We start from the raw sequence: 17,905 nt of genomic DNA on the forward strand, positions 1-17,905 counted from the left end.
TAGCCCAGGGCGATCAGTGCGTACATGCTGCCTAGCACCAATCCGTTGATGATCTGCTGGATGAAAATGTCCATGAATAACTCTTCGATCTAAATGGAAACAAGAAAAACACGTGGCTCTGCACCAAAGCGGACACCGCGCGAAAGCATGTCGATTAGCAAAATCCGTTCCCGAAACCCGGGATCGCGTTATCACTCTTCATAAAAAGGGTGCACGCGTTCCCGGCGAGCAGGGCTCGCTGACGGAGGGAATGGAGGGAAATTCAGCCGCAGTAGCCGTGCGGGCGGCTTGGGCCGGGGCTGGCGCATCGACTGGGCGGGCGCCCGGGAGGTCTTCGCCGGAGGCACCGGGCGAGGCCGGTGGGCAGATGCTCGTACATATGGATGTCTCCCGTCTCTGATTGACGCCGCGTTGGCGACGCCCTGCCCTCTTTGTGAGGGCTAGCGCTCGGCCGCCTTTTGGGCGGTCCGTCGATAATGGTGCGGAATTATACGCAGAAGATTCCAACAATCGAGCACAAACAATCGCCTGTTACAGAAGAAAGTGCGGTAAGACCAATGAATTGTCGGCGACTTCACAACACCTGTCGCGGAAATGAAGAAGGCCTGCATCAGCAGGCCTCTTTGCGCAAACGCCGGACGTGATTTTCGTCCGAATATTCACCCTTTGTCACAGGGCTGATTCAGGCTCATGCCGATTCGGCCGAGGGCGTGCGGCTACCCAAGCCCTTGGGCAAGGGGAAGGTGACGTTTTCTTCAATACCGTCCAGGACGCGCACGCTGCGCGCACCGATTTCCTTGATGCGATCGATCACGGCCTGCACCAGCACTTCCGGTGCCGATGCACCGGCCGTGACGCCGATGCGCTGGCGGCCTTGCACCCATTGCGGGTCGATCAGGGCGGCGTTGTCGACCATGAAGGCGGGCACGCCCTTCTTCTCGGCCAGTTCGCGCAGGCGGTTGGAGTTGGAGCTGTTGGGGCTGCCGACCACGATCACCACTTCCACCTGCGGGGCCATGAACTTCACGGCTTCCTGGCGGTTGGTGGTGGCGTAGCAGATGTCGCCCTTCTTGGGTTCGGCAATGGCCGGGAAGCGCGCGCGCAGGGCGGCGATGATGTCGGCCGTGTCATCCACCGACAGTGTGGTCTGGGAAACATAGGCCAGCAGTTCGGGATCGGCCACCTGCAGACGCTGGACATCTTCCACCGTCTCCACCAGATGCATGCCAGCCTCGGTCTGGCCCATGGTGCCTTCCACCTCGGGGTGGCCGGCGTGACCGATCATGATGATCTCGCGGCCTTCGCGGCGCATCTTGGCCACCTCCATATGCACTTTCGTGACCAGCGGGCAGGTGGCATCGAACACCGTCAGGCCGCGCTCGGCCGCCTCGGCCTGGATCGCCTTGGACACGCCGTGGGCCGAGAAGATGACCGTATTGCCGGCCGGCACGTCGGCCAGCTCCTCGATGAAGACCGCGCCCTTGGCCCGCAGGTCGTTGACCACGTAGGCGTTGTGCACGATTTCATGGCGCACGTAGATGGGTGCGCCGAACTGCGCCAGCGCACGTTCGACGATCTCGATGGCGCGGTCCACGCCCGCACAGAAACCACGGGGCTGGGCCAGCAGGATTTCAGATTCGGCTTGTTCCATGGTCATGGTCATTTCCTTGATTCTTCAAAACATTGCGAGGGCCAACTCGCCAAATGACGAGGCTCTTACAGGATTCCGATGATTTTTACTTCGAACTTCAGCGTTTGCCCGGCCAGCGGGTGATTGAAGTCGAAAATTGCGCCATCATCATCGATCGCTCGCAGGATACCGGCAAAACGGCCGCCACCGGGGGCAGCGAAATCGACCAGGTCGCCCACGCGATAGTCCTCATCCATGGAGGAATTCTCTTCCAGCGTGGCGCGCGAGATACGCTGGATCAGCTCTTCGCTGCGCTCGCCGAAAGCCTGGGCCGGGCTCAGTTCAAAGGTCTGCTGCGTGCCTTCGGGCAGGCCCAGCAGGCAGGCTTCGAGGAAGGGAGCCAGCTGGCCCTGGCCGAACTGCAGGGTGGCCGGATTTTCGTTGAAGGTGCTGACGATGTCTTCGCCGTCCAGCGAGGCCAGGCGGTAATGCAAGGTGAGATAGGCGTTTTCGGTGACGACGGGGACGGTTGGGCTGGACATGGCTGGGAACGGGCTTGGAAGCGGGAAGGTGCACAAGAGCCCGCTATTGTAAGCCACGTTGGCCCGCTCTGCCGCTGTCAGCTGCATCCGGCTGCGCTGGCGGCGGGCGCATCGGACACTTCCTTGCGGCGGCGCAAGCGCACTGCGGCGGTGCCGGGCTTCTGTTGGACGGTTGCGGCGGGACCGGCTGCCGTCTTTCCCCTCGAACGCAATATGAAAGGAGATTCATCTCATGACCATGTCCATTGTCGATTGGCCCGCCGCACAGCGGCCACGCGAACGTCTGTTGGAGCTGGGCCCGGCCTGCCTCTCCGATGCGGAATTGCTGGCCATCTTTCTGCGCGTGGGCACACCGGGCAAGAGCGTCATGGAACTGGCCATGGATCTGCTGCACCGCTTCGGCTCGCTCGAAGGCCTGTGCAAGGCCGTTCAGCGCGAGCCCAGTCTCGGCAACGGCCTCGGCCCGGCCAAATGCGCCCAGCTATCGGCCTCTCTGGAGTTGGCCAAGCGCGCCATCCACAGCGATCTGAAGCAGGCATCGGCCCTCAATTCCACGCGCGTCGTGGGCGAATACCTGAAGCTGACCTTCTTCGGCAAGGAACATGAATGTTTCGTCGCCCTCTTCCTGAACATGCGCAACAACCTGCTCGGGACGGAAGAATTGTTCAGGGGCTCGCTGAATCAGACCACGGTCCATCCCCGGGAAGTGGTCAAGATGGCGCTGCGTTACAACGCCGCTTCGGTCATCGTTGCCCACAACCACCCTTCAGGCGACCCGCGGCCCAGTGACTCCGATCTGCGCCTGACCAAGACACTCAAGCAAGCCCTGGAGCTCATCGAGGTGGAATTGCTGGACCACATCGTGGTGGCCGGAACACGCCTGTATTCCTTTGCCGACCACGGCAAGGTGTGAACCGTAACCAGCCAGATCGGCCGCAAAGCCTTTACAGGACTGGGATTGCGCCATTGAGGGTGACAGCGAAAAAACAATGTTTCTTCAATTGTTAAATTAATGGACCACATCAAGACACAATTGTTTTTCGCAAGTCATTGAAAAAGCAGAGTTTTTTCCATATACTCTCGTTTTTCCCAAATTCGGAAATTTTTAAGGAGTCTCACATGGCACGTGTCTGCCAAGTCACCGGGAAGGGGCCGATGGTCGGCAACAACGTTTCCCATGCAAACAACAAGACCAAGCGTCGTTTTCTGCCCAACCTGCAGAACCGCCGCATTTTCGTCGAATCCGAGAACCGCTGGGTTTCGCTGCGTTTGTCCAACGCCGGCCTGCGCGTGATCGACAAGATCGGCATCGATGCCGTTCTGGCCGATCTGCGTGCTCGTGGCGAAAAAGTCTAATTAGCAGAGTAAAGGAAATCTATCATGGCGAAATCCGGCCGCGACAAAATCAAACTGGAGTCGACCGCAGGTACTGGTCACTTCTACACCACCACCAAGAACAAGCGTACTACGCCCGAAAAGATCAGCATCATGAAGTTCGATCCCAAGGCGCGCAAGCACGTCGAATACAAGGAAACCAAGATCAAGTAATTGATCCCGGTCTCCCGATGAAAAACCCGCAGAACACTCTGCGGGTTTTTTATTGCCTGCTCACGTTGAACGCATTGCGCCGGTCAGCCCGCTGCGCACCGCAGCCCTCCCCCCCCGTTTCGGTTTTTTGACAAAAACCTTCAGGCCCGTACTGGCCGATGACGAAAAAAATCCCCGCAGATCGCTCTGCGGGGATGTCTTCATGCTTTTCCTTCACTTCCGGCTTTTACCCCGGAGCAGCGGCCTGGTCAAAGCCGATCAGGCGTAGCTGCGCAGGCGCAGGGCGAAGTCACGCAAGGCCTTCACGCCGGATGCCTCGGCGCGGGTGCACCAGTCCTGCAGTTGCTGCAGCAGCTGTTCGCGGGTCGAGTGCGAACGCTCCCAGATGGCGCTCAGTTCGATGCGCATCTCATGCATGGTCTGCAGCGCCTTGCTGTGGGCGAACAGTTCCGACAGTTGCTGCTTCTGGCCATCTTCCAGACGGGCCGGCTCACGCTGCAGCAGCTTCCTGGAGGACTTCAGGAAGCGCGATTCCAGCTGGGCCTTCTCGATCAGGTGATCCAGCTCATCCTTCCAGGCGCTCTTGAGCGAACGGGCGTACTTGGCGGTCACGTCGTAACGGTTGGCGATCACGGACTGCAGGGTATCGAAGTCGATCACCGATTTCTGGCTGTCGAACTTGGGCACCGGTGCCACCTTCTTGACCTTGGCCAGGCCGAAGGTCTCCAGGATGCGGATGTACATCCAGCCGATGTCAAATTCATACCACTTGGCCGAGAACTTGGCCGAGGTGCCGAAGGTGTGGTGGTTGTTGTGCATTTCCTCGCCGCCGATGATGATGCCGATCGGGAACAGGTTGGTCGCTGCATCGTTGCAATCGTAGTTGCGATAGCCCCAGAAGTGGCCCAGGCCGTTGACCACGCCAGCCGCCCAGAACGGGATCCAGGCCATCTGCACGGCCCACACGGTCAGACCGATGGCGCCGAACAGCAGCACGTCGATGATCAGCATGATGCCCACACCCTGCCAGCCGTACTTGCTGTAGATGTTGTGTTCAATCCAGTCATCCGGAGTGCCGTGACCGAACTTCTCCATGGTCTCGGCGTTCTTGGACTCACTGCGGTACAGCTCGGCACCCTGCCACATCACCTTGTGGATGCCGCGGGTCTGCGGGCTGTGCGGATCTTCTTCGGTCTCGCACTTGGCGTGGTGCTTGCGGTGGATGGCGGCCCATTCCTTGGTCACCATGCCGGTGGTCATCCACAGCCAGAGACGGAAGAAGTGGCTGGGGATCGCGTGCAGTTCGAGCGCGCGATGCGCCTGGCAACGATGCAGATAGAGAGTCACGCCCACGATGGTGATGTGGGTCATCACCAGTGTGTAAATGACAATCTGCCAACCGGACGCGTGCAGCAGGCCGTTGGCAACAAAGTCGAGGATCGCATCAAGGGTCATCAGTACAACTCCAAATAGAAAACAACTATCGGACTACAAAACAGGATTATTACTTGTTCCGTGAAAATGGTTTTATTTTCTTTTAATTGCCGGGCATTGTACGCGAATTCTGTGCCTCTGGGACATCAGGAATTTCCTGGCGCGTACTTTGGCGGAAGCTGCGCTCATCCATAATCCGGATGTCGCGCTTGGGATGGGCCACCTGGATGCCGTGTTGCTTGAAGGCAGCCCAGATGGCGCGATTGACGTCGGACAGCACATTGAGCCGTCCATTTTCCGGGTCGGTGATCCAGAACCCCAGTTCCAGATCCAGTCCGTCGGCCCCGATCTTGATCAGCAGGGCTTGCGGAGCGGTCTGCTGGGAGACCCGTTGTACACCAAGTGCGGCCTGTTCCATGATGGACAAGACCGTTTCCACATCGTCCTGGTACAGAATTGTAAGCTGTGTAGCCAAACGTACAATGCGATGGGTCAAGGAATAGTTTTGTACCGGATTGGAGACAAATAGTTCATTTGGCAACACCGATTCGATCCCGTCCAGCCCTTCCAGGATGGTGTAGCGGGTATTGATCTGGGTGACCTTGCCGAAATATTTATCCACGGCAACCATATCGCCGATGACCATGCTGCGCTCCAGCAGGATCACGAAGCCGGAGACATAGCTGCTGGCAATCTTCTGCAAACCCAGGCCGATACCGACACCGAGCGCGCCCCCGAAGACCGACAGCACGGTCAGGTCGATCCCGACCAGCGACAGGCTGACCAGGAAGGCAATCAGGATCAGCAAGGCCCGCATCATGCGCGCCACCACCGTGCGCAGGGAGGAATGCATGCCGCTGAACTTCATGAGGCGGTTTTCCACCACCGTGCCTATCCACAGGGCAATGATGAGCGTGACCAGCACCGAGGCCGCACCTTGCAACATCGTCAACAAGGACACCTTGTGGCGCGCCAGCGGGAAGGTTGTGGTATCCAGATAGTCGACGAAATCCGGCCACAGGCCGGTAATCCACAGCACCACACACAGCCAGACCAGCAGCGCGATCACCTTTTCCGACAGGTGCAGCAGCGCGCCCACGGTCGCATCCTTCACGAAGATGCCGCGCAATACGTAGAAAACGAAACGCATCGCCACCTGGGCGATGGTCAGGGGGAACATGATTTCCCAGAGCGTGACGGCATGGTGGCCGCGCTTGAGAATGTAATAGGCTCCCGTCAACAGGCCCAGGGCCAGCAGCGGCGAGAGCACGCGGGCGAAGCTCTTGACGCCGATTTGCATGACCAGCGACTGCGCCTCGCCATCGCCCGGCAGCACGAAACGCGCTCGCAGCCAGCGCGAGAGGCCGATGCCACCCACCAGCGAAAGTGCAATCACCACCAGCTGGCGCAGCAGGTCGACGGTGCTGATATCGGTGAAGAGGGAAAGGAAATGATCGGTCATGGCTGGCCGGGTGAAGAATCAGGGCAAATCAGGGTGCCGCCTGGGCATCCTGGCGGTGGCGCTGCCAGTTGCTGGCGTAGCGCGCAGCCAGTGGCGGGTTCTTGCCCAGGATGAGCACGTTCTCGGCGTTCTTGTGCTGGGCCGACCAGGTGAAGTTGTAGCTGCCCGTGATGACGGTGGCCGTCGGCAAGGCCGCATCGATGATGATGACCTTGTTGTGGGCATTGCGGTAATCGGTTTCCAGCCAGACCGGAATGCCGGCCGCGCGCAGCTGGCGCAGGCGGTCTTCGGAATTCTTGTCGAGCTGGCCGGCATCCATCAGCACGCGCACATCGATGCCGCGCTTGCGGGCCGCCACCAGTTCATCCGTAATCGGACGACTGGTAAGCAGATAGGCTTGCATCAGGATCTGACGCTGCGCAGAGTGAAGCTGGCCGACGATCAGCGCTTCGATGTCATCCCAGGGCGCAAAGGCGGTTTGCACCGTGCCCTGCGCTGCCATCACCGGCGGTGGCGGCAGCGCCTCCCTGGCCTGCAGGCCAGGAGCGGCCGCTGCCAGCAGGGCGGCGGCGAGGCAAGGCAGCAAGCGCCGGCGCATCATGCAGCGGCGCGGCGCTCCAGGACGGCCGCGAAGAAACCGTCCGTCTGGTGCTGGTGCGGCAACAGTTTCAGGTAGTCGCCGGTATCCAGCGCAATCTTCTGCTCGGCCAGCACTTCGCTCATGGGACGCAGCGTGAAGTCGGGATGCGAAGCCAGGAAGTCAGCGATGACTTCATCGTTCTCTTCCTCCAGGAAGCTGCAGGTGCCATACACCAGGCGGCCGCCCGGACGCACCAGGCGCGCGGCGCTGGCGAGAATCGAGCCTTGCTTGGCGCGCATCTCGGTCAGCGTTTCCACGCTCTGGCGCCACTTCATGTCGGGATTGCGGCGCAGGGTGCCCAGGCCGCTGCAAGGGGCATCCACCAGCACGCGATCGAGCTTGCCAGCCAGGCGCTTGACCTTGGCGTCGTTCTCATGGGCGATCACCACCGGATGCACGTTGGACAGGCCACTGCGCGCCAGGCGAGGTTTCAGCTTGGCCAGGCGCTTTTCGGACACGTCGAAGGCATAAAGGCGGCCGGTATTGCGCATCAGCGCGCCCAGTGCCAGGGTCTTGCCACCGGCACCAGCACAGAAATCGACCACCATCTCGCCGCGCTTGGCACCGACGATCTGGGCCAGCAGCTGGCTGCCTTCATCCTGCACTTCGATGGCACCGTCCTTGAACAGCGGCAGGTTCTGCAGGGCCGGCTTCTTGAACACGCGCAGGCCCAGCGGAGAATACGGGGTCGGCTCGCAAGCCACCGGGGCCTTGGCCAGTTCGGCGATGACGGTATCGCGGTCGGCCTTGAGGGCATTGACGCGCAGGTCCAGCGGAGCCGGACGGTTCATGGCATCAGCCAGTTGCAGGGTGGCTTCCTCGCCCATGCGGGCGACCAGCTTTTCCCACAGCCAGGGCGGCAGATTGCTGCGCATCTGGGGGGCCAGCTGGGTGCGGTCGATCTGGGCCACACGCTCCAGCCACTCGGCTTCGCCTTCCTGCAGGCCGGCGATGGATTCGGCACCGACCGCATCGGCCAGGCCCAGCAGGGCCAGGCGGCGCATCATCGGGCCACTGCCGGATTCGGCGAAGTTGGTCAGGACCGTCTTGTTGCGAAGCAGCCCGTAAACCGCTTCAGCGATCACGCCGCGCTCACGGCTGCCCAGGCGCGGATTGTCGCGGAAGTAGCGCGACAGGGTGACGTCGGCCGGGCCGGTGAAGCGCAGCACTTCGCGCAGCAGTTCTTCGGTATGGGGGATGATCGCGGGAGGCAATCTCATGCTAGGTCCTTCAGATTCAATTCAATTCAAGATAAGGGTTGCGCGGCAGCGTTGGCTCGTTGCGCCTCAGGCTTCGGCGGCCAGGCGCACGCGCGCCCCGTCCAGTGCCAGACGGCCTTGCACGAACCAGCGCACGGCGCGCGGATAGATCACATGTTCCTGTTCCAGGACACGCTCGGCGAGCGTCTCCTCGCTATCCTCTTCCAGTACCGGCACGGCGGCCTGGGCCACGATGGGGCCGTGGTCGAGGTCGGGCGTGACGAAGTGCACGGTCGCGCCGTGCAGCTTGACGCCGGCCGCCAGTGCCTGCCGGTGCGTCGCCAACCCGGGGAAACTGGGCAAGAGCGACGGGTGGATATTGAGCATGCGGCCCTGGTAATGATTGACGAACGGTGCCGTCAGGATCCGCATGAAGCCGGCCAGCACCACCAGGTCCGGCGCGAACGCGTCGATCTGCTCGCGCAGGGCGGCATCGAACTGGTCGCGCGTAGGATAGTCGCGGTTGGCCACGACGGCCGTGGCAATGCCGTGGCTGGCGGCGAATTCGAGGCCGCTGGCGTCGGCGCGGTTGCTGATGACGGCGGCGATTCGGGCAGGCCACCGCTCGGCCTGTGCAGCGCGGACGATGGCTTCCATATTGCTGCCTCGTCCGGAAATCAGGATGACAATGCTTCTCATGGTGTGCGCATTGTACCTGCTGACAGCCCCTCCGCCGCCGGTTTTCACGATGTGAAAGATCCGGCGTGGCGTAAAAGGTTTATCAAAATGTGAAGAAAATTTACTGGAAGGAATAGAAAACGCGGAACGGCACCTTCTTCTCAGCCCAGTAATCGGCCGCATCGCGGAAGACGTCGAGCAAGGTCTCGCGCGCTTCCTTGTCGAATTTCTGGGTGTTGGGCAGTTGCTCCAGCACCACGACGAAACCGATCTGCTTGCCGGCCTTGTGGGTCAGGTCGGTCAGGCAGTCATGCAGGGCATCGAAGTTCTTGCCGAAGTGCCGGGGAAACTGGAAGGCGGTGGCGATGGTGGTCAGCACCTGCTGCTTGGTCACGGCCTCGGCGCAATAGGCATAGAGAAAGTGCTGCTGCAGGTGCGCGGCCTCCTGCTGCAGCTCGGTCACGCGGAAGGCGCGGATCGATTGCACGATATTGGGCGGCACCGTTTTGAACAAACTCATTTTGCCTTCAGTATTCATAGGCGGGGCTGTGTGGCTGTCGTGGTTGTCGTAATTGTCGTGATGGTGATGGCTGGCCTGCTGTGTGGCTTGCTGCAACAGGACTCGCGCGCCCTGCCCTGCGCTGTACAAGATCAGTCGCGTATCCGGCGGAAGGTCTTGTAATGGTCACTGGTGTAATAGTATTCGCCCGACGTGGCCGATTCTCCCCCGCTGACGATGCGACGGGCCCCGCGATTGCGGGCGCGCGGCGTCTTGACCGTGTATTCGCGATAATACCCGCGCTTTTGCTTGGGCAAAACCCCTTCATAGTTGCCGAAGACCGCGCCATCCTTTTCATACGGAAAGGGCCCACCCTGACGGATCAGGGCCATGGTCTGCTGGGCTTCGCGCGGCAGCTGGTCAAGGTTGACCTCCGGCAAGTTGCCCGGCACCGGCCCCTTGGCTTGCACCGGGACGGACAGCATCAACGCCGTCAGCAGCACCAGCCAGTAACGGGCGAAGAAGGAAGAAATGAAGCGGGCTTGCATCTGCATCGTCTGCATTGATTCTGTTAATTGCAATTTTGTCAATGAATGGCAACAGCACTCGGTAGATTAACGCGTTGCTTTCGGCTAGGCAACCACGGCAGGCCAGGAACTTGACCGGCAGCAAATCAGGCAGAGGCTTGGAGCAGTTGGGCGGTATCCGGTTCAAAAAAGGCCAGCACCTCCTCGCGCTTGGCGTAGGTATCACTTTCGCCCAGAGCGATCAGCTCGCGTGTGAAGCTTTGTTCAAACAGCAGATAGGACGCCAGTGCCGAGCCGCGCGCCTCGGTGGCCCCGATGCCACCCAGCATGGTGCGGATCGGGCGCGGCAGACTGCCGACGTGGCGGCTGGCGATGCTGTCGATGCGCTGCGAGGGCGAGATCACCAGGGTACGGATGGGTTTCAGGGGCGTATGCCGGCGCTGCTCATCGTTCAAGACCGACAAGGTCTGGTTGACCCGGTTGATGCGTTCGATGTCGGCCGACAAGCCGTCGAGGAAAATGCCCGACATCGCATGTCCGGCCACCTGCGCCAGGCTGGGGTAATGCGGCGTATTGGTCGGGGCCTGCTCGCCCTTCTCGCCCATGCGTCCGGCACCGATGATGAGGACCTTGGTGGCACCGAGGTGGATGGCCGGGGAAATCGGGGCGATCTGGCGCATCGAGCCATCGCCGCAATACTCGCAACGGCCGTCGATGTACACCGGAATGGCCGGAAAGATGAAGGGAATGGCGGACGAGGCCAGTAAATGATCGATGCCGATCTGGTCGCGCATGGCCAGGCGCTGGGTGCGCCGCCACGGTTCGATCTCTTGCGCGCACTGGTAGAAGGTGATGTGCTGGCCGCTGGTGTAGGACGAGGCGGTCACCGCCAGCGCATGCAACTGTCCTTCGGCCAGGGCGGCATCCAGCCGTGGCAGGTCCAGCAGGCGATGCAGCATGCTCACCAGCGGGGTGTTGTCCAGCAGGGAATTGGGCGGATTGGCGCGCCACTTGCGCAGCAGCCAGCCGAAGGAAAACAGCGACAGCCAGCGCGCCCCCGAGCGGATCACGCCCAGCGAATCGGCGCGGTACACCTGCTCCACCTGGAAATTGCTCCACACCGCCATCAGTTCGCGCACGGCTTCGCCGAAGTCGTCCGCCCGGCAGGCCAGGGCGGTGCCGTTGATGGCCCCGGCCGAGGTGCCGCAGATGATGGGGAAGGGATTGCTGTGTACCGGCCAGCCGGCTTCGAGCAGGATCATCGAGAGGGCGTTGAGCACACCCACCTGGTAAGCCGCCCGTGCGCCGCCGCCGGTCAGGATCAAGCCTGTTTTGTGTTCCATGGTCTCCATGAGGGGAGCTTATCAGTAGCCCCCTCACCGTGGACAAGAGAATTGGCAGGCAAATGCCGTCTATTTGGGCTGCATGCGGATGGCACCATCGAGGCGGATGGTCTCGCCGTTCAACATCACGTTCTCGATGATGGTGCGGGCCAGCTGTGCATATTCGGTGGCACGGCCCAGGCGCGGCGGGAAGGGGACGGCCTGCCCCAGCGAGTCGCGCACTTCCTGCGGCATGGCCAGCATCATTGGGGTCTCAAAAATGCCCGGGGCGATGGTCATGACGCGGATGCCGCTGCGCGAGAGGTCCCGCGCCATCGGCAGGGTCATCGCGACGATGGCTCCCTTGGAAGCCGAATAGGCCGTCTGCCCGATCTGGCCATCGTAGGCCGCCACCGAGGCGGTGTGGATGATGATGCCGCGCTCGCCTTCTTCCTGTGCCTCGGTCCTGGCCATGGCATCGGCTGCAAAGCGGGCCATGTTGAAGCTGCCGACCAGGTTGATGTTGAGCGTCTTCATGAACAGCGCCATGCTGTGCGGGCCATTCTTGCCGACCAGCTTCTCGGCCGGGGCGATGCCGGCGCAATTGACCAGTCCGCGCAGGCTGCCGGCCGCTTGCGCGGCACGCACCACGGCCTGGGCATCGTCTTCCGAACTGACATCGCAGCGCACGAAGACGCCGCCCAGCTCGCGGGCCAGCGCACTGCCGGCTTCCTCATTGAGATCGGCCAGCACCGGCTTGCCGCCGGCTGCGGCGATCATGCGGGCAGTGGCCGCACCCAGACCGGATGCTGCGCCGGTGACGATGAATACATTTCCTTCGATACGCATGGAGTCTCCTGTTTTTTTATCTGCGCGCAGCCAGGCGGATGGCCTGGCCGGCGAGCCATTGATGATGGGATACATCAGGGGGCATTATTTGACGAATCGGCCAGCCTGGCAATGCAGGCGTTCCCTTCGCGGTGCGAGGATTATGCGCAGGTCGCCGCACGGCAGACTATCCGTGCGGCGACAATCAGGGCTGCAGTCAGATCGGGTCAGGACACCGTCGGCAGCAAGGGCACCAGCAGCAGCGCCACGATGTTGATGATCTTGATGAGCGGATTGACCGCCGGCCCGGCCGTATCCTTGTAGGGATCGCCCACGGTGTCGCCCGTGACGGCGGCCTTGTGGGCGTCAGATCCCTTGCCGCCGTGGTGGCCGTCCTCGATATATTTCTTGGCGTTGTCCCAGGCGCCGCCGCCGGTGGTCATCGAGATGGCCACGAAGAGCCCGGTGACGATCGTCCCCATCAGCAGCCCACCCAGCGCCGACGGCCCCAGCAGCAACCCGACCAGGATAGGCACGATCACCGGCAGCAGCGACGGCAGGATCATTTCCCGGATGGCCGACGAGGTCAGCATGTCCACCGCGCGGTCATATTCGGGACGCCCGCTGCCGTCCATGATGCCGGCGATGTCGCGGAACTGGCGACGCACTTCCACCACCACTGCACCGGCCGCGCGTCCCACCGCTTCCATCGCCATGGCACCGAACAGATAAGGAATCAGCCCGCCGATGAAGAGCCCGATGATCACCGCCGGGCTGGACAAGTCGAAGCTGGCGGTCTTGCCCACGGACTCCAGCGCATGCGTGTAATCGGCAAAAAGCACCAGTGCGGCCAGTCCTGCCGAGCCGATCGCATAGCCCTTGGTGACCGCCTTGGTGGTATTGCCCACGGCATCGAGCGGATCGGTGATGGCGCGCACCGAATCGGGCAGCCCCGACATCTCTGCGATACCGCCCGCATTGTCAGTGATGGGCCCGTAAGCATCCAAAGCCACCACGATACCGGCCATGGACAGCATGGAGGTCGCCGCAATCGCAATGCCGTACAAGCCTGCCAGCCAGTACGACGCCAGGATCGCCGCGCACACCGCCAGCACGGGATAGGCGGTGGACTTCATCGATACCCCGAGACCGGCGATGATATTGGTGCCATGTCCGGTGGTGGAGGCTTCGGCGATATGGCGCACCGGCTTGAAGTCGGTGCCGGTGTAGTACTCGGTGATGTAGACCATGAGACCGGTGAGCACGATGCCCACCACGGCTGCGCCCATCAGGGGCGCGCGCAATTCAGGCGGCAACAGCAGCCAGGTGACCGCCGCAAAGCCGACCAGCGACAAGCCGGCCGACCACCACAACCCGGTATAGAGCGCCGACATGATCTTCTTGCCCGGCTGCGCCTTGACCATCGCGCAACCGACGATGGAAGCCAGGATCGACACCCCGCCCAGCGCCAGCGGATAAAGCACCGCCAAGGTTTCCAGGCCCTTGAGCATGAGGCTGCCCAGGAGCATGGTTGCCACCAGCGTAACGACATAGGTCTCGAACAGGTCGGCGGCCATGCCGGCGCAATCGCCCACGTTGTCCCCGACGTTGTCGGCGATGACTGCAGGATTGCGCGGATCATCTTCGGGAATGCCTGCCTCGACCTTGCCCACCAGATCGGCTCCCACATCCGCGCCCTTGGTGAAGATGCCCCCGCCCAGCCGCGCAAAGATAGAGATAAGGGACGCCCCGAAAGCCAGTCCGATCAAAGGCTGGATGGCATCGTGCAGGCTGGCGGCACGTCCCTGTCCATAGGCATAGAGGATCCAGAAGAACAGCGACACCCCCAGCAGTCCCAGCCCCACCACCAGCATCCCGGTGATCGCCCCGCCCCGGAAAGCCACGCCCAGCGCCTCGTTCATGCCGCGCGTGGCAGCCTGGGCAGTACGCACATTGGCGCGCACGGACACGTTCATCCCGATGAAACCGCAGGCGCCGGACAGCACCGCCCCCAGCAGGAAGCCGATGGCGGTCAGCCAGCCCAAACCGGGAATGAGGGCAATGAGGATCAGCAGCACCACCCCCACCATGGCGATGGTACGGTACTGCCGCGCCAGGTAGGCCGCCGCGCCCTGCTGGATGGCCAGGGCGATTTCCTGCATGCGGGGGTTGCCGGGGTCCTGCTTGAGAATCCAGCTCCGAGAAACCAGGCCATAGATCACCGCGACCAAGCCGCAGGCAATGGCAAACCACAGGGCAAGTGCCATCTTCGTCTCCTTTGTTATCACGACTCATCAACAATCACGAACATCCGCCGCGCCGTCCGGGTGCTGCTGTTCCGGTTCGTCGCGGCCGATACTGCGCCTGCAAATTGCGTCGCCCTTTTTTATTGGAGTTGTTCTGTCATGCCGGGCCGCCGGTGCTACGCCCTCGGGCGGGCGTCACTGCCGGTGATCGGTTTACTTAGTTTTTGGCTTACTGCCGTGCTGACTGCCTCAGCAGCGACAGCATAAAAAAAGCGGACCGAAGTCCGCTTCACTTTACTCCGCCAGGGCGGCAAATGCACGATCCCTGATTTCTTCCACCGGACCGACGCCGGCGATCTTGCGATACTTCGGCGCACCCGGCTGGCCCGACTTGGCCCAGTCACCGTAGTAGCCCACCAGCACTTCGGTCTGCTCGTGATACACGGCCAGACGCTTCTTGACGGTTTCTTCCTTGTCGTCGTCACGCTGGATCAGCGCCTCGCCGGTCAGGTCATCCTTGCCTTCTACCTTGGGCGGGTTGAACTTGACGTGATAGGTGCGGCCCGAACCCGGGTGCACGCGGCGGCCGCTCATGCGCTCGACGATGGCGCTGTCGGGCACGTCGATTTCCAGCACGTAGTCGATGGCCACGCCGGCTTCCTTCATCGCATCGGCCTGGCGCGTGGTGCGCGGGAAGCCGTCGAAGAGGTAGCCATTGGCACAGTCAGCCTGTTTCAGGCGATCCTTGACCAGGCCAATGATGATGTCGTCGGAAACCAGACCGCCCGCATCCATCACCTTCTTGGCAGCGATGCCAAGCTCGGTGCCCGCAGCCACGGCCGCGCGCAGCATGTCGCCGGTAGAGATCTGCGGAATGTTGAATTTTTCCTTGATAAAAGTGGCTTGCGTGCCTTTACCGGCACCAGGCGCTCCTAAAAGGATGAGGCGCATGTCGTTTCCTAAATTGAGGGTTTCTGAATATGAATGCTTGAATTCTTTTGCGACGTGATGGCAGAGGATCGCTACCATCTGGACGGTTATGCAGCTTGTTTGCGCGCCGTTTGCATCAGCTCTGGGACGAAACTTACCACAAAATCTTACCGAACCATGACAAACGCCTGATTTTTAAGCAGTCTCCGGACTCTGATTGTGTCGTGTCAGCTTGACATGGAACTTACAGCAAGCCGATCCGCACCGCCTTGCGGCGGATCATGCCTGCCGCGCCGACGAGCGATCAGAGCGCGGAGATGGTCTGCACCAGCGGGCTGTCCGGCGGCGCCTCAAAATGCTTGCGCACGCGCAACAGGTCTTCGGGGGTATCCACCCCGGCTTCGGGCACCATCGAGGTCACGTGCACGGCAATGGCGTGGCCATGCCACAGCACGCGCAATTGCTCCAGCGCCTCGATGCGTTCCAGCGGGGCCGGGGCCAGCGTCGGGTAGAGCTGCAGGAAGCGGTTGCTGTAGGCGTACAGGCCGATATGGCGCAGCGGCACGTACTCATTGGCGTGATCCGGACCGCTGGCATCAGGCAACGACTCACGTGACTTGGCAAAAGCATCGCGATGCCAGGGAATGGTGGCGCGCGAGAAATACATGGCGCAGCCGTCCTTGTTGAGCACTACCTTGACCACGTTGGGATTGAAGGCATCCTCGGCAGTCCCGATGGCGTGCGCGGCCGTGGCCATGGGTACGCCGTCCTTGATGTGGGCGGCGGTGGCAGCAATCAGGCCCGGATCGATCAGGGGTTCATCGCCCTGCACGTTGACCACCACCTCATCCTCGGTGAGCCCCAGCGCGGCGGCCACTTCGGCGATGCGGTCGGTGCCGGAGGGGTGATCGGCGCGGGTCATGGCCACTTCGATGCCATGCTGCTCGCAGGCGGCGTGGATGTCGTGGTGGTCGGTGGCCACGATGATGCGGGTGGCCCCGGACAGCGCGGCCCGCTCGGCCACGCGCACGATCATGGGCTTGCCGCCGAGGTCGGCCAGCGGCTTGTTGGGCAGGCGCGTGGAAGCCAGGCGCGCAGGGATGATGACGGTAAAGGTCATGGAATCAACCGCAGCAGGAAGGCAGAAATCAGGAATCAAGAGACCGGGGACTCGCGTCAGGCGGCAGGCGCTGCCGGCACGGCCGTCAATTCGCGCGCTTCATCGGCCCACATGATGGGGATGCCATCGCGGATGGGATAAGCCAGCTTGTCTGCCTTGCAGATCAGTTCCTGGGCTTTTTTGTCATAGTCCAGCGGGCCCTTGCAGATGGGGCAAACCAGGATATCAAGCAGTCGGGCGTTCACGGAGTTTCTCCACTATATGTTCAGCCAGCGCGCCGTCAATGCGCGCCGAGACAGGCACGACCCAGATGCGCGGGTCGTTTCGGATGGCCTCGATAGCCCTGCATTTTACTGCATCCTTTTCCGTGATCAGGATGACATCGGCCGCAAGGCCTGCAAAAGGATCGATGGCGAAATCAAAATGGTCGGGCAAGGGATGGCGCGCAAAGGACAGACCCGCCGCTTCCAGCGTCGCAAAAAACCGCCCGGGATTGCCAATCCCCGCCACCGCCGCCAGCCGCACGCCACCCTCGCCCATCCGGTCCAGCGGCTTGTGCGCAGCGGGCGGGGCCAGTTGCACGGCCTGGTCCGCCTGCAGCCGCATGGCATGCGCGCCGCCGGATGCGCTGCCCTGCGCGCCGACATTGACCACCGAGAAATCCCGTCGGCGCGAAGCCGGCTCCCGCAGCGGTCCGGCCGGCAGCAGCCAGCCGTTGCCGACACCGCGTGCATCGGACAGCACGATCTCGATGTCGCGTGCCAGCGCGTAATGCTGCAAACCATCGTCGGAAATGATCACATCCACCTCGGGATGCGCCGCCAGCAAGGCGCGCCCGGCCTCGGCCCGGCGCCGTCCGACCACCAGCGGCACGCCGGTGCGCTGGACGATCAGCAAGGGTTCGTCTCCCACCTGGGCTGCCGCCGCATCGGCCGTGACCTCCAGCGTCTGCCCGGCACCGCCGCCATAGCCGCGCGAAATCACGCCGGGATGCAGGCCTGCCGCACGCAAGGCCTCGATGAGCCAGATCGCAAACGGGGTCTTGCCGGTGCCGCCGACGAAGACGTTGCCCACCACGATCACCGGCACCGGCAGCCGTTCGGCGCGCTTGATGCCCAGCGCGAAGAGCGCGCGGCGCAGCGCCGCCAGTGCGCCGAAGAGCAGCGACAGCGGCCACAGCAGGCAGGCCAGCGGACCGCGCTGTTGCCAGGCGCGGGTCAGGATGGCTTCGGCAGTGGGCCTGGATTCGGCCATTTTCGGGTTCCAGTGAATAAAAAAAACGCGGGCCAGGCGGGACCTG

General features: G+C 62.2%; 19 protein-coding genes. 3 read left to right on the plus strand and 16 right to left on the minus strand.

Features of this window, described 5'->3' with window-relative positions:
* Positions 1–688: 688 nt before the first annotated feature.
* A complete protein-coding gene (gene ispH / locus MKD49_RS25080; RefSeq protein WP_039785590.1) occupies positions 689–1,657 on the minus strand; it encodes a 4-hydroxy-3-methylbut-2-enyl diphosphate reductase in 969 nt (322 codons plus the stop codon).
* Positions 1,658–1,716: 59 nt separating this feature from the next.
* A complete protein-coding gene (locus MKD49_RS25085; protein ID WP_039785208.1) occupies positions 1,717–2,172 on the minus strand; it encodes a peptidylprolyl isomerase in 456 nt (151 codons plus the stop codon).
* Positions 2,173–2,410: 238 nt separating this feature from the next.
* On the opposite strand from MKD49_RS25085, the gene radC reads away from it, so the two are divergent.
* From radC to rpmG, 3 genes are all read left to right on the plus strand, one after another.
* Positions 2,411–3,085, plus strand: a complete 675-nt coding sequence (radC, locus tag MKD49_RS25090) for a DNA repair protein RadC (RefSeq protein WP_034338236.1) — start codon at positions 2,411–2,413, stop codon at positions 3,083–3,085.
* 206 nt (positions 3,086–3,291) lie between these two features.
* A complete protein-coding gene (gene rpmB / locus MKD49_RS25095) occupies positions 3,292–3,528 on the plus strand; it encodes a 50S ribosomal protein L28 (protein WP_006463730.1) in 237 nt (78 codons plus the stop codon).
* A gap of 24 nt (positions 3,529–3,552) precedes the next feature.
* Complete coding sequence (rpmG, locus tag MKD49_RS25100) at positions 3,553–3,720, plus strand: 50S ribosomal protein L33 (RefSeq protein WP_006463731.1); 168 nt, start codon at positions 3,553–3,555, stop codon at positions 3,718–3,720.
* A gap of 258 nt (positions 3,721–3,978) precedes the next feature.
* Here rpmG and MKD49_RS25105 read toward each other — a convergent pair whose 3' ends face one another.
* From MKD49_RS25105 to lpxK, 14 genes are all read right to left on the minus strand, one after another.
* The gene (locus tag MKD49_RS25105) at positions 3,979–5,175 is read right to left on the minus strand and encodes an acyl-CoA desaturase (RefSeq protein ID WP_121044028.1); all 1,197 of its coding nucleotides are present in this window, start codon (positions 5,173–5,175) and stop codon (positions 3,979–3,981) included.
* 82 nt (positions 5,176–5,257) lie between these two features.
* Positions 5,258–6,616 carry a mechanosensitive ion channel family protein gene (locus MKD49_RS25110; protein WP_034332740.1) on the minus strand — a complete coding sequence of 453 codons (1,359 nt, stop codon included), beginning with the start codon at positions 6,614–6,616 and terminating at the stop codon, positions 5,258–5,260.
* 28 nt (positions 6,617–6,644) lie between these two features.
* Entirely contained in the window at positions 6,645–7,217 is a 573-nt protein-coding gene (locus MKD49_RS25115) for a phospholipase D family protein (RefSeq protein ID WP_034332738.1), read from the minus strand.
* A complete protein-coding gene (locus MKD49_RS25120; protein ID WP_034332736.1) occupies positions 7,214–8,476 on the minus strand; it encodes an RsmB/NOP family class I SAM-dependent RNA methyltransferase in 1,263 nt (420 codons plus the stop codon). The genes MKD49_RS25115 and MKD49_RS25120 overlap by 4 nt, the downstream gene beginning before the upstream one ends.
* A gap of 66 nt (positions 8,477–8,542) precedes the next feature.
* Complete coding sequence (purN, locus tag MKD49_RS25125; RefSeq protein ID WP_204725037.1) at positions 8,543–9,154, minus strand: phosphoribosylglycinamide formyltransferase; 612 nt, start codon at positions 9,152–9,154, stop codon at positions 8,543–8,545.
* A gap of 100 nt (positions 9,155–9,254) precedes the next feature.
* Entirely contained in the window at positions 9,255–9,782 is a 528-nt protein-coding gene (locus MKD49_RS25130) for a barstar family protein (RefSeq protein ID WP_370516341.1), read from the minus strand.
* Positions 9,783–9,784: 2 nt separating this feature from the next.
* Positions 9,785–10,180 carry a ribonuclease gene (locus MKD49_RS25135; RefSeq protein WP_252697682.1) on the minus strand — a complete coding sequence of 132 codons (396 nt, stop codon included), beginning with the start codon at positions 10,178–10,180 and terminating at the stop codon, positions 9,785–9,787.
* A 125-nt stretch (positions 10,181–10,305) separates the two neighbouring features.
* Positions 10,306–11,511: a patatin-like phospholipase family protein gene (locus tag MKD49_RS25140; protein WP_252697647.1), complete on the minus strand. Its 1,206-nt coding sequence runs from the start codon at positions 11,509–11,511 to the stop codon at positions 10,306–10,308.
* A 60-nt stretch (positions 11,512–11,571) separates the two neighbouring features.
* Positions 11,572–12,330, minus strand: a complete 759-nt coding sequence (locus MKD49_RS25145; RefSeq protein WP_039785165.1) for an SDR family NAD(P)-dependent oxidoreductase — start codon at positions 12,328–12,330, stop codon at positions 11,572–11,574.
* A 206-nt stretch (positions 12,331–12,536) separates the two neighbouring features.
* Positions 12,537–14,576: a sodium-translocating pyrophosphatase gene (locus tag MKD49_RS25150; RefSeq protein ID WP_252697648.1), complete on the minus strand. Its 2,040-nt coding sequence runs from the start codon at positions 14,574–14,576 to the stop codon at positions 12,537–12,539.
* 273 nt (positions 14,577–14,849) lie between these two features.
* Entirely contained in the window at positions 14,850–15,506 is a 657-nt protein-coding gene (gene adk, locus MKD49_RS25155) for an adenylate kinase (protein ID WP_034339334.1), read from the minus strand.
* Positions 15,507–15,789: 283 nt separating this feature from the next.
* Positions 15,790–16,605, minus strand: coding sequence for a 3-deoxy-manno-octulosonate cytidylyltransferase (gene kdsB / locus MKD49_RS25160; RefSeq protein ID WP_209531984.1), 816 nt, complete (start codon positions 16,603–16,605; stop codon positions 15,790–15,792).
* A 56-nt stretch (positions 16,606–16,661) separates the two neighbouring features.
* On the minus strand, positions 16,662–16,850 hold the full coding sequence (locus MKD49_RS25165) for a Trm112 family protein (protein WP_034339340.1): 189 nt from the start codon (positions 16,848–16,850) through the stop codon (positions 16,662–16,664).
* Positions 16,831–17,859 (minus strand): tetraacyldisaccharide 4'-kinase, encoded by a 1,029-nt coding sequence (gene lpxK / locus MKD49_RS25170; protein WP_209579469.1) that lies wholly within the window; start codon positions 17,857–17,859, stop codon positions 16,831–16,833. The genes MKD49_RS25165 and lpxK overlap by 20 nt, the downstream gene beginning before the upstream one ends.
* Between the last annotated feature and the right edge of the window lie 46 nt (positions 17,860–17,905).

Source organism: Herbaspirillum sp. WGmk3, assembly GCF_023952535.1.
GTDB lineage: Bacteria > Pseudomonadota > Gammaproteobacteria > Burkholderiales > Burkholderiaceae_D > Herbaspirillum > Herbaspirillum huttiense.